13 protein-coding genes and 2 pseudogenes are annotated in these 10,378 nt (G+C 67.8%); 7 read left to right on the top strand and 8 right to left on the bottom strand.

The features are described 5' to 3' along the window. From G6023_RS11655 to G6023_RS11645, 4 genes and pseudogenes are all read right to left on the bottom strand, one after another. Positions 1 to 231: hypothetical protein (locus G6023_RS11655; protein WP_182635610.1), on the bottom strand; the 231-nt coding region annotated here is incomplete at its 3' end. A 347-nt stretch (positions 232 to 578) separates the two neighbouring features. Beyond that, the gene (locus G6023_RS16390) at positions 579 to 794 is read right to left on the bottom strand and encodes a GMC oxidoreductase (RefSeq protein WP_472986438.1); all 216 of its coding nucleotides are present in this window, start codon (positions 792 to 794) and stop codon (positions 579 to 581) included. A 12-nt stretch (positions 795 to 806) separates the two neighbouring features. After that, positions 807 to 989: pseudogene (locus G6023_RS16385) on the bottom strand (GMC oxidoreductase); the annotation flags it as partial. 52 nt (positions 990 to 1,041) lie between these two features. Continuing rightward, positions 1,042 to 1,440, bottom strand: a complete 399-nt coding sequence (locus G6023_RS11645) for a winged helix-turn-helix transcriptional regulator (protein WP_182635608.1) — start codon at positions 1,438 to 1,440, stop codon at positions 1,042 to 1,044. A gap of 79 nt (positions 1,441 to 1,519) precedes the next feature. Between G6023_RS11645 and G6023_RS11640 the strand changes: the two genes are divergently transcribed. Then, complete coding sequence (locus G6023_RS11640; RefSeq protein ID WP_182635606.1) at positions 1,520 to 1,927, top strand: RidA family protein; 408 nt, start codon at positions 1,520 to 1,522, stop codon at positions 1,925 to 1,927. Positions 1,928 to 2,139: 212 nt separating this feature from the next. Here the strand turns inward: G6023_RS11640 and G6023_RS11635 are convergent, their stop codons facing one another. After that, positions 2,140 to 3,756 (bottom strand): GMC oxidoreductase, encoded by a 1,617-nt coding sequence (locus tag G6023_RS11635; protein WP_241727830.1) that lies wholly within the window; start codon positions 3,754 to 3,756, stop codon positions 2,140 to 2,142. Positions 3,757 to 3,831: 75 nt separating this feature from the next. Here G6023_RS11635 and G6023_RS11630 point away from each other — a divergent pair, with 75 nt between their 5' ends. The 5 genes and pseudogenes from G6023_RS11630 to G6023_RS16185 form a co-directional block, all read left to right on the top strand. Beyond that, entirely contained in the window at positions 3,832 to 4,599 is a 768-nt protein-coding gene (locus G6023_RS11630; protein ID WP_182635604.1) for an alpha/beta fold hydrolase, read from the top strand. 42 nt (positions 4,600 to 4,641) lie between these two features. Then, positions 4,642 to 5,361, top strand: coding sequence for an SOUL family heme-binding protein (locus G6023_RS11625; RefSeq protein ID WP_347570767.1), 720 nt, complete (start codon positions 4,642 to 4,644; stop codon positions 5,359 to 5,361). A gap of 72 nt (positions 5,362 to 5,433) precedes the next feature. Beyond that, entirely contained in the window at positions 5,434 to 6,534 is a 1,101-nt protein-coding gene (locus tag G6023_RS16015; RefSeq protein WP_241727829.1) for a type IV toxin-antitoxin system AbiEi family antitoxin, read from the top strand. Beyond that, on the top strand, positions 6,512 to 7,360 hold the full coding sequence (locus tag G6023_RS11615) for a hypothetical protein (protein ID WP_182635602.1): 849 nt from the start codon (positions 6,512 to 6,514) through the stop codon (positions 7,358 to 7,360). The genes G6023_RS16015 and G6023_RS11615 overlap by 23 nt, the downstream gene beginning before the upstream one ends. Positions 7,361 to 7,366: 6 nt before the next feature. Next, positions 7,367 to 7,516, top strand: a pseudogene (locus tag G6023_RS16185) (XRE family transcriptional regulator); the annotation flags it as partial. A 51-nt stretch (positions 7,517 to 7,567) separates the two neighbouring features. Here G6023_RS16185 and G6023_RS11605 read toward each other — a convergent pair. Further along, the gene (locus tag G6023_RS11605; RefSeq protein ID WP_187700144.1) at positions 7,568 to 8,182 is read right to left on the bottom strand and encodes a hypothetical protein; all 615 of its coding nucleotides are present in this window, start codon (positions 8,180 to 8,182) and stop codon (positions 7,568 to 7,570) included. Between the two features lie 70 nt (positions 8,183 to 8,252). Between G6023_RS11605 and G6023_RS11600 the strand changes: the two genes are divergently transcribed. Beyond that, complete coding sequence (locus G6023_RS11600) at positions 8,253 to 9,392, top strand: plasmid pRiA4b ORF-3 family protein (RefSeq protein ID WP_347570766.1); 1,140 nt, start codon at positions 8,253 to 8,255, stop codon at positions 9,390 to 9,392. A gap of 75 nt (positions 9,393 to 9,467) precedes the next feature. Here G6023_RS11600 and G6023_RS11595 read toward each other — a convergent pair whose 3' ends face one another. Together G6023_RS11595 and G6023_RS11590 are read right to left on the bottom strand one after the other, a co-directional pair. Further along, a complete protein-coding gene (locus tag G6023_RS11595) occupies positions 9,468 to 9,917 on the bottom strand; it encodes a helix-turn-helix domain-containing protein (protein WP_132064185.1) in 450 nt (149 codons plus the stop codon). A gap of 183 nt (positions 9,918 to 10,100) precedes the next feature. After that, positions 10,101 to 10,378: SIP domain-containing protein (locus tag G6023_RS11590; protein ID WP_182635600.1), on the bottom strand; the 278-nt coding region annotated here is incomplete at its 5' end.

The raw sequence follows: 10,378 nt of genomic DNA, 5'->3' as shown, positions 1-10,378 counted from the left end.
CGGCGACATCCGAGACGGGGCCGAGGTTGCCGAACTGAGCAGGGGGATCTCGCTGCTGCCGGTGGTGTCGGGGGATTGGGCGCGGAAGTAGTCGTTGAGGTCCGGGCGGTAGAACAGTGCCAGGACCGCGATTCCCACGAGCACCACCGCGAGGGAGTTGAGCGACATGAACGTGGGGTGGGCGGCCAGGATGAGGTCGCCGCTACCCATCGCCGCGGACTGAGGGGCCACCGCGCTCCTCAGCCCGATGACCGTGCTGCCCGCCGGCAGTGCGGTTAAGAACGCCCGCCCGGCGCGCGAGCCGGTGAAGGTGCATACCGCGATCGCCGCCCACGCCGTGGCGACGACGAACGAGGTGTCAAAGATCCAGCCGGCCGACGACGCCGCCAGGCCCGCCGCTCGTCGACTGACTCCACGGATTCCCGGGGCAGTTCGGCCGGTTCCGCGAGACTCGGCAGCAACGGGCCTGTCGGGGTGGAGGTGGACTTCGACGTCGTCCCGTTTCTTCCCGCACCACGACGAACGGGCCGGACCCCAGTCGAGGGAGCCGGCCCGTGCGTACCGTCGCGCGGTAGTTACTACAGGTCGTTGGCGATCATCGCGTCCATATTCCGCTCGGCGAGCGCGGTGATGGTGACGAACGGGTTGACGCCCACGTTGCCCGGGACGAGGGATCCATCGACCACGTAGAGGCCGGGGTACTCGTGGAGGCGTCCGTGGTTGTCGGTGGCCTTGCCGAGCAGGCAGCCGCCCAGGGGGTGGTAGGTGAAGTCGTCGCCCCAGGTCTTGTACACGCCGAACAGGTCGGTGCGGTAGATGGTGCCTTCCTTCTTGTTGATCTTGTCGAACACCCTCTTGGCCATGGCGATGCCCGGCTGGTTCTGGGACACGCTCCAGGTCAGGTCGACCTTGCCGGTGGCGGCGTTGAACTGGAAGCGGGCCCGCTCGGGGTTGTTCGCGATCGCCAGGTACAAGCTCACGTAGGTCTCGAGCCCGGCCGGCCGGCATGAGCCCCGGCCGTCAACCCCGGCCGGGGCCCGGTCAGTCGTGGGCGGGCTCGGCGTCGAACAGTTTGCGAGCGCGCTCGATTTCCTGCAGGTGCGCCGAGGCCCACCCGAGCAAGGCGTCGATCGGCTCGCGCGCCGTCTTGCCGAGCGGCGTGATCCGGTACTCCACCGCGATCGGCCGGCTGCTGAGCAACCGACGCTCGATCAGCCCGTTGCGCTCGAGGCGCCGGAGGGTGGCGGACAGCGACTTCTGCGAGACGGCCGGGATTGCACGGCGTAGCTCGTTGAAGCGACACGGCGACTCGCACAGCTCGTTCATCACGGCCAACGACCACTTGTCCAGGACCTGCCCGAGCAGCTCCCGGTGGGCCTCGGTGACCAGGATGTCGTGTTCGCGTGAAGGGAGTGAATCGGGCTGCGGAGTATCAGGCATGGCACCTAGTTTCGTTGAAGTGACCTCCGGTGACCAAGTAGGCAATGGATACCTACTCGCTCCCGACCTCTGGAGAACCATGACCGTCACCCTGACCAGCCCCGCCGGCCTGCTGCCCGGCGCCCCTTACCACCACGTTGCCACCGCCACCGGGGCCCGCCACGTGTACGTGGCCGGACAGGTCGCGCACATGCCCGACGGCGCGCCGATCCCCACCGATCTCGCCGGCCAGGTCGCGCAGGCGCTGCGCAACGTGGCCCACGCGCTTGACGGCGCCGGCGCGACGTTTGCGAACGTCGTGAGGCTGACCGTCTACGTGACGCAATGGCAGCCGGAGAAGATCGGCGAGTTCATGGCCGGCGTCGAGGCGGTCGCCCCCGAGATCGGCCTGTCACTGCCGATGCCGCCGGCCTCGCTCATCGGAGTCCAGATGCTCTTCGAGCCCGAGGTGCTGGTGGAGATCGAGGCGACCGCGGTTCTGGACTAGGGAAGAGTGGGCTCGCGGGGCGGTGCGTTCTTGATCCGCTCATCAGCGCGTCGAGCAGGCGACTACGAGGAGAGGAGCCGGCTTTGTCGTCGTCGTCGTCGTCCGTTTCTCGTGCCCGCACCCCACACGACGCCGCACGGGCCGGACCCCGGTGGGGATCCGTCCCGCGCGGCGTCGCCCGTTCGTGCCGGACCCGCGCGCACGCGACCTCTTTACTGCAGATCGCTGGCAATGATCGCGTCCATGTTCCGCTCCGCGAGCGCGGTGATGGTGACGAACGGGTTCACGCCCACGTTGCCCGGGACGAGGGACCCGTCCACCACGTAGAGGCCGGGGTATTCGTGGAGGCGCCCGTGGTTGTCGGTGGCCTTGCCGAGCAGGCAGCCGCCCAGGGGGTGGTAGGTGAAGTCGTCGCCCCAGGTCTTGTACACGCCGAACAGGTCGGTGCGGTAGATGGTGCCTTCCTTCTTGTTGATCTTGTCGAAGACCCTCTTGGCCATGGCGATGCCCGGCTGGTTCTGGGACACGCTCCAGGTCAGGTCGACCTTGCCGGTGGCGGCGTTGAACTGGAAGCGGGCCCGCTCGGGGTTGTTGGCGATCGCCAGGTAGAGGCTCACGTAGGTCTCGAGTCCGGCCGGTAGGGGAGCGATCTCGGCGAAGATGGACGCGGTGGGGTCGGCCCAGTTGTCGATCCCGAGGGTGGGGATGGTCGACTGCGTGGAGCCGGTGGCGTCCCACATGTGGTTCGCGCGCCCGACCATGACGTTGCCGTTGTTGCCCCAGCCCTCGCCGACCTGGTTGGACAGGTTGGGCAGGAGGCCCTGCGCCTTCATCGACACGAGCAGCTCGCTTGTCCCGATGCTGCCCGCGGCGAAGAACACCCGGTCCGCGGTGACGTTCTTGGTGGCGATCACCGTGCCCTGCTCGTCGATCTGCTCGATCGTCACCCGGTACCCGCCCCCGGTGGCCGGGGCGACGGCCGTGACCCGGTGCAGCGGCGAGATGGTGAGCCGGCCGGTGGCGGCGGCCTGGGCGAGGTAGGTCTTATCCAGCGACTTCTTGCCGGCGTTGTTGCCGTAGATCACCTCGCCGCCGAGCGCGGAGGCCTGCGCGGTGCCCGCCGCTTCCCGCTTCATGTGGTCGAAGTCGTAGACGTTGGGCACGAAGGTCGTGGCGAATCCGGAGCGGTGCGCGGTCTTCCGGCCCACGCGGGCGAACTGGTACCAGGGGGTCGACTCGAACCACGCCTGGTCGACGTGGTTGACGCCGAGGGCGGCGTTCGCGCGCGGGAAGTAGGTGCCGTACATCTGGGCCGCGTCGACATTCGGGAGGATGTGCTCGAAGTGGCTGCGCTTGGGCGTGACCGCCATGCCGCCGTTGACCAGCGAGCCGCCGCCCACACCGCGGCCCTGGTAGACCTTGACCCCCGAGAACTTCTCGGCGTCGAGGACCCCGACGTAGCGCTCCACCTTCTTGTCGATACCGAAGCCCATGAAGTTGCTGACCGGCTGACTGGTGGTGTCCGAGAGCCAGGTGGAGCGCTTGTCCGGATTGAGCATCCCCGAGAAGATCTTGCCGTCCGGCCCCGGTGTGTCCCAGCTGCGGCCCAGGACCAGAATGCTCCCGCGGTGGACAAGCCTGAAGAGACGGTGGATCCCGTCGAGCCCCCTGTCGAGCCGACTGTCGAGCCAGAGTCCGGTGAAGCGCCGGAAGTCGACCTGTGCGAAGCCGACGATTCTCCCGAGGCATGCCAGGAGTAGCGGTCCCCGGCCGCGGGCATTTCGGGGCGGCAGGCTTGGTGGGAGAGAGGACGTTGTAGTCGTCGTCATCGTTCTTCTCGGGTTTCCTCCTGCGTTTCCTTTCCCGCCAGTTGCTCGCTGTGGCCGCGCGTAGGGTCGGTTTTCATGACGGACATTGTCTTTCTCCCCGGCCTCCACGGTGACGCGCAGACCTGGGCGCCGGTAATGCGCGCGCTGCCGGATGGCGTCCACGCCATGCCGGTGGATCTTCCGGCCGTGGCCGACCTCGATGCGCTCGCCGACGAGGTGGCGGGCTGGGTCGCGCCCGGCAGCGTCGTCGTGGGGCATTCCCTCGGCGGGGTCGTGGCCATGCATCTCGCCGAGCGGCACCCGTCGCTGCTGGCCGGACTCGTGCTGGTCACCGCCCCAGTAGGTGCCGAGGATCCGGAGTCGGCGAAGGCGCGGGCCGACCGCGCTGCAGGCCTGAGTCCGGAGGCGTACGAGGAAATCGCGCTCGACGGCATGGAGGCGGTGTACTACGGCGACCGCGGCCACGAACCCGAGGTCCGGGCCGAGCGGCTGCGGGCGGCACGGGTGTACGGGCCGGAGCGGTTCGCCGCCCATTCGGTGGCGATCGGCGCGCGGCCCGATCGCAGCGAGTTCCCCGCGCAGGCTGGTGTCCCGGTGCTGATCGTGGGGGCGTCGGACGACCAGGTGGTGCCCCCCGAGGAGCAGCGGCGGTGGGCTGAGGCGAATGGGGCCGGGTCGAGCGGCGCCGGAGCTGGTGCTGGTGCTGGTGCTGGTGCGAACGATGACGCGGGTGGTCCCGTGGCCTACGTCGAGATCCCGGAGACCGGACACATGCTGCCGGTGGAGGCCCCGGACGAGCTGGCCGGCGCGATCGTCGACTGGCTCCGCGGACTCTCGGGCTGACCCGGCCGGTTCCGCGCCACCCGGCAGCCGCGGGTCTGGCGGGTGGAGGTGGGCCTCGTCGTCGTCGTCATCGTCGTCGTCGCGATCTTCCACCCGCACCACGTCGCCCAGTGGCATGCCCGCCTGGCAGTCTCCGGTGACTGGACGCGCGGCGCCGCCACTGGCCGCTCGCGCGCGTACCGTCGATTCATGACCGAGCAGCAGCCCTACGAGGTGCTCGAGCATCACCCGGAGTTCGAGCTGCGGCGGTGCCCCTCCCACGCCGTGGCGGAGGTGTCCGTCGGGGGGTCGTTCAGCAGTGCCGGCAACCAGGCATTCAGCGCGCTGTTCCGGTGCATCACCGGTCACAATGAGTCCGCCGGGTCCATCGCCATGACGGCACCGGTCGTCCAGGAGTCGCCCGGTTCCGAGAAGATCGCCATGACCGCGCCCGTGTTCCAGACCGAGGCTGACGGCGACGAGCACGTCGTCGCCTTTGTGCTGCCCGCCTCGCTGACTGCCGCGACCGCGCCGGGGCCCGCCGATCCTCGGGTGCGGGTCAGGCAGGTGCCCGACCGTGTCGCCGCAGCAGTGCGCTACTCGGGACGGTGGAGCGAGTCGGCCTATGGACGCCACCTGGCCGACCTCGAGGCCGCGATCGCCCGGGCCGGGCTGGTCGCCACCGGGCCGCCCAGGTACGCCCGGTTCGACCCGCCTTTCACGCCGTGGTTCCTGCGGCGCAACGAGGTCGTGCAGGACGTGGAGTGGCCCGGCGAGGGCTGACTCGCGTCACGCTGGCGGTGTTCGGCAAATTGTCCGCTTCCGTTGGCTGCGGAACGGCGCTATTATCCGAACATGATAAACGGCAAGACGATAGATTCGAGACCCCCTTCGGAGGCGGAACTCGTCGATGCCGCGTCCCAGGCACTTCGCGAGAGACTCCCGCCGGAGTGGAAGATCGATACCAGGCAGGGCGCTACATCGTCGACATCTGGCGGAGCCGATTCTCTGATTGTCGCCGAGGCTCCCGATGGGAGTGCCGCAACATTCTGTGTCACCGTCAAGAGCGCCGTCGTAGCTCGCGACATACCTGCGCTTCGGAAGAGGTGCGGCGACACTATGGCCCAGGTGCCGGACAGTGGGTGCCTGGTCTTGACTCGCTATCTCGCGCCCGCCGACCGTGCGCGGCTCGACGAGGCTGGCATTTCATATATCGATGCGACCGGCAATATGAGGGTTTCATCCCCCGTTCCCGCACTCTTCGTCTCGGATCGTGGTGCCGAAAGAGATCCCTGGCGGGGGCCAGGGCGCCCGAGGGGCACCCTCAAGGGAGAACCCGCAGCGAAGGTAGTCAGAGCGCTACTCGATCTTCCCGGGCCATGGCGTGTGCGGGAACTCGCCGACGTCGCCAATGCCTCGGTGGGGTCGGTATACCGTGTGATGCAGTTTCTCGAAGATCAGGAACTTGCGCAGCGGCTGCCTGACCGGCGATTCCTGGTGTCCGATTGGGCAGCTCTTCTGCGCAGATGGAGCGACGACTATCAGTTACTCCGGTCCAATGCCGTGTCCCATTGGATCGCTCCCCGGGGCCTGTCGGACCTTCTCGATACGGTGCGCGAGGAAGAGGACGTCGACTACGCGCTGACCGGGTCCGTCGCAGCAGCAGCGTGGGCTGCCTACGCGCCAGCCAGGTCGGCGATGGTGTACGTCCGAAACGTCGAACGTGCAGCGGCGAACTGGGGCTTGCGCGCGACCGAAGCGGGAGCGAACGTGCTGTTGATCGAACCCACTTACCCCGTCGTCATGGAACGCGCCATGACCGCGTTGGAAGGGCTCACGGTCGCCCGCCCGGCCCAGGTGGCTGTGGACCTCATGACCGGGCCGGGCCGGGCACCCGCAGAGGCGAACGAGTTGATCGAATGGATGAGGGCACATGAACAGTCCTGGAGGGGGTAGTGGCGATCTGCTCGTCAGTGCCCGGTCTGCGCTGCTGGACGCGGCCGAGGCGTTGTCCGAGCACCGGGAGTCTCTCGTCCTGATCGGGGCGCAAGCGGTCTACCTTCGAACCGGCGGTCTCCGGGTGGCACTCGCGGAGGCAACGAAAGACAGTGACGTCGCGCTCGACCCTCGCACGGTCGCAGACGAGCCGCTCATCGACGACGCCATGACGCGAGCGGGCTTCTACCTCTCCGATCAACCGGGATCCTGGCTCAATCGAGAAGGGATACCGGTTGACCTCATGGTCCCAGAAGAGCTTGCCGGTGGAGGCGGTCGCGGTGCGCGAGGTGCTCGGATACCGCCGCATTCGAAGCACGCAGCCCGCCGGGCACGAGGACTGGAGGCATGCTTAGTCGACAACGAACAAATGGATGTACCTGCGCTCGATCCGCGAGACAAGCGTCGGGCCCGCCTCCGGGTAGCTGGACCTGCAGCATTGCTGGTTGCCAAACTACATAAGGTCGCCGAGCGTGCTGATGCCCCGCACCGACTGAACGACAAAGACGCGCACGACGCCTACCGGCTCCTCCAGGCGTTCGGTACACATGACTTGGCCACAGTGTTCTCGCAGCTCCGAACCCATGAACTCAGCGCGGCCGCAACAGAAGACGCCCTCGGGTTCCTCGATGAATTGTTCGCTCATAGCCCGGAGGCTCTCGGATCGGCAATGGCGGGACGCGCCGAGGAGGGGATTGGTGAACCTGAGCAAGTCGCAGTTGCTGCATACTTCCTCGCTCGGGACCTGCTACTCGAATTGGGTGAGCGACCGACATCCGACCCCTAACTTTCGATAGCGGGTGGACCGGCAATTTCGCGACGCCTGCGCTGGGCACGTGAGCTCACGCAAGAAGACGTCGCGCACAAGCTGCACGTTGGACAGAACCGGGTATCGGATATCGAACGCGGAGAACTTGATCGGGTGAAGCTCGATACGCTCCGGAGGCTCTCCGAGACGGGCCGCCCGTGGCGTTGGTTGACCTCCTCGTCGTCGTCATCGCTTCCGCGCCGGCACGTGCTCGACCTCGACGGACACCGGCCGCCACGAGATCCCGGGGATCGAACGCAGGGGAGCGAACGAGTCGGCAGCGCGCTGCCACGCGACGGACAGACTGTTCGCGATGAGGTTGGCGTCGGCGGGGTGGGCTCGCGTGGCGACGCGACGCAGGAGCTGGACGTCGGTGAGCTTGACCGTGACCGTCCACGTGATCGTGCCCCGGTCGTAGGTCTCGGTGGTTACAGCGCTCTCAACATCGAGGACCCGGAACGCGCCCTCTTCGAGGAGCTCCTCCACACCGCCCGTGGGCCAGATCAGCCAGGCCAGTTGAGGCAGCGGCGGCAGGGTGGGATCGGGCCCCGCCTCCTCGCTCGCCGGGTCCTCGATCACCGCACCGGAGAACGCATCGACCACCACCGTGTCCTCAAGGTACTGGGCCAGTGCCGCCGTCACCGCCGCCATGTCGACTATCGCCACCTCCGCGGACACAGTGCAGGACCATGTCTCGCGGTTCCTGCCGGGACGGGGCCGCGCAGGCGAGGGTTGCGAGGTGGGCTCAGGCTCGGGCTTGAGCTCAGGTAGGTCGAACAGGCCGGGCTCGACGGTGTCCATGGCAGGTGAGACTACTTCTCCAAACGGGGGGTGTCCTAGCGCGCCGCTCGCATCTCGTATCGTCGGTGAGGTGACACCCTCGACAGATCGCCCGTACGGGCCAGGCGACCTCACGGCCGACGAGTTGAAGCACGCGGTTCTCGACGCATTGGCGAGCGCGGGAGTCCCTCAGACCGAGTTGATGGCCTCGCTGGCGGCCGGGGCTGCCTACCAGTCTCCGTGGGAGCGCACGGCCGTCAACCGGCGGCACCCGAGGCGCGAAACACCGGTGATCTACCGCGTCAAGGTCGAGCTGCTGGACTCGTCCCCGCCCATCTGGCGACGCCTGGACCTGCGCAGCGACCTCATGCTGCCGCGCCTGCACCTGATCCTGCAGGAAGCCATGGGCTGGACGAACAGTCACCTGCACGAGTTCGTCCACGCGTCGTCGCGCCGGGACCGCGACGCCGAGCACTTCGCCTCCATGGACTACCCCGACGCCGGGGAGATGGGCGAGCTCGACGAGGCCGACGTACGACTCGACGAGCTGGCGCACAGTGCCGGCGACAAGTTCCTGTACCTGTACGACTTCGGTGACAGTTGGTGGCACCGCGTCACCGTGGAGAAGGTCCTGGAACCTGACGACGACGACGGCGAGTTCCCCGATGCGACCGTGGTGGCCGGTCGCCGGGCATGCCCACCGGAGGACTGCGGAGGGATCTGGTCATACAACGAGTGGATAGCCGGGGACGCCGACCCGGACGGCTGGGACCCGCACACCCTCGAGTTCTGGGCGGGGTGGGACGCGGAAGCGTTCGACCTCGACGATGCGCAACAGCGCGTGGTCGAGATCGCTGACATGCCCGCCACCCTCCGGGAAGTCCAGCAGGATGAGGCGTCCAAGCTGCAGATACTGCTGGAGCGGATCGGGGACGGCGTCAAGCTCACCGCGGCCGGGTACCTGCCGCCGACGATGGTCGAGCAACTGATGATCGACACCGGCTGGGACCGCAAGTGGATCGGGAAGAACAATCGCGAAGACCAGACGTACCCGATCTGGCAGCTGCGCGACTGGGCCCGGGCGCTGGGGCTGGTGCGCAAGTACAAGGGGGAGCTCCGCCCGACCCGCCGGGGCGCGGCGCTGATGAACGACCGCGAGGCTCTCGCCGACCTCATCGCCCGCAGCATCCCGCACGACCGGCTCTACGGCACACCGCTCGACTGGTGGTGACAGGCGTCGTCGTTGCCGCAACTCGGAGAGCTCACCCGAAACAGGCGAGAACCTGCCGACACTGAACCTTCCTTGTCAGGCATTGGACGATCGCCGGTCGAGGTCATCTGCAATGGCGCGGGCACGGTGGGATTCCCGAATGGCGCGAGCAGCTGCAAGGGCAGCTTCATCGAGGGGAGCCGGATGTGCGGTGGTGAGGGCTTCGCCATCGCCCGCCGGTGCATCGGCCGTGTCGGATTCTTCTGGCGAGCGCCGTGGGCGACGGGCTGAGTCGAGTACGAGGGGCATTGAGTCAGGAACTGTGTACGACAGGCGGATCGTGATGCCCAGAACGTCCATCATCGCGAGCACTTTGCTCAGTGACGCGTTGGAAGTGTGTCCGCTCTCGAAGAGGCTCACCCACGAGCGATTGAGGTGGGCTGCCGCCGCGAGGTCGGCCTGACTCATCCCCGCGGCGAGACGGGCGTCCCTCACCGACGTAGCGATGTCGGTAACGGTCCGGGCCTGGGCGGCGAACGTTGCCATGATGCTCCCGGTGTTCGGCGGATCAAACACATCGTAAACGTTCGAAATAGCTAACAGAAGCGGTCACGTTCGCTATTTCCAACACTGCGGGCGCGCACGGCGGTTGTCATCGCCTACGCGGCTCAAGACGGCTGCCGGATCAGATCGGCATGCTCACGATGTGCACACTCGGCAGGCGGACTGCTATAGCGGCCCGCCGAGGCGCCAGTACCCGGTGAACTGGACGCGGTCGGGCTCCTGGCCACGGGCGAGGAGGTGACGGCGGACGGCCGTGACCATCCCGGACTCGCCGGCCACCCACGTGAACCCGGTCGGGAGTTCGGTCGCGGTCAGCGCGTCGATGAGTTCGTCCGCCGAGCCGGGCGCCGCGGCCACCACCCGTACCCGGACGCGGTCGGCGTCGGCGGGGGAGACCGCGGGCGGGACGGTGCGGGGGAGCGCGGACGGGTCGGGCACCGCGG

Source organism: Dietzia sp. DQ11-71, assembly GCF_014144995.1.
GTDB lineage: Bacteria > Actinomycetota > Actinomycetes > Mycobacteriales > Mycobacteriaceae > Dietzia > Dietzia kunjamensis.
Note: the sequence above shows the minus strand (reverse complement) of the source record. Positions and strands in the feature narration are given on the sequence as shown.

Excerpts from the sequence above, each read along its gene's own strand:
- G6023_RS11645 (WP_182635608.1), bottom strand. The coding sequence starts at position 1,440 with ATGCCTGATACTCCGCAGCCCGATTCACTCCCTTCACGCGAACACGAC.
- G6023_RS11640 (WP_182635606.1), top strand. The coding sequence starts at position 1,520 with ATGACCGTCACCCTGACCAGCCCCGCCGGCCTGCTGCCCGGCGCCCCT.
- G6023_RS11635 (WP_241727830.1), bottom strand. The coding sequence starts at position 3,756 with ATGACGACGACTACAACGTCCTCTCTCCCACCAAGCCTGCCGCCCCGA.
- G6023_RS11630 (WP_182635604.1), top strand. The coding sequence starts at position 3,832 with ATGACGGACATTGTCTTTCTCCCCGGCCTCCACGGTGACGCGCAGACC.
- G6023_RS16015 (WP_241727829.1), top strand. The coding sequence starts at position 5,434 with ATGATAAACGGCAAGACGATAGATTCGAGACCCCCTTCGGAGGCGGAA.
- G6023_RS11615 (WP_182635602.1), top strand. The coding sequence starts at position 6,512 with ATGAACAGTCCTGGAGGGGGTAGTGGCGATCTGCTCGTCAGTGCCCGG.
- G6023_RS11605 (WP_187700144.1), bottom strand. The coding sequence starts at position 8,182 with ATGGACACCGTCGAGCCCGGCCTGTTCGACCTACCTGAGCTCAAGCCC.
- G6023_RS11595 (WP_132064185.1), bottom strand. The coding sequence starts at position 9,917 with ATGGCAACGTTCGCCGCCCAGGCCCGGACCGTTACCGACATCGCTACG.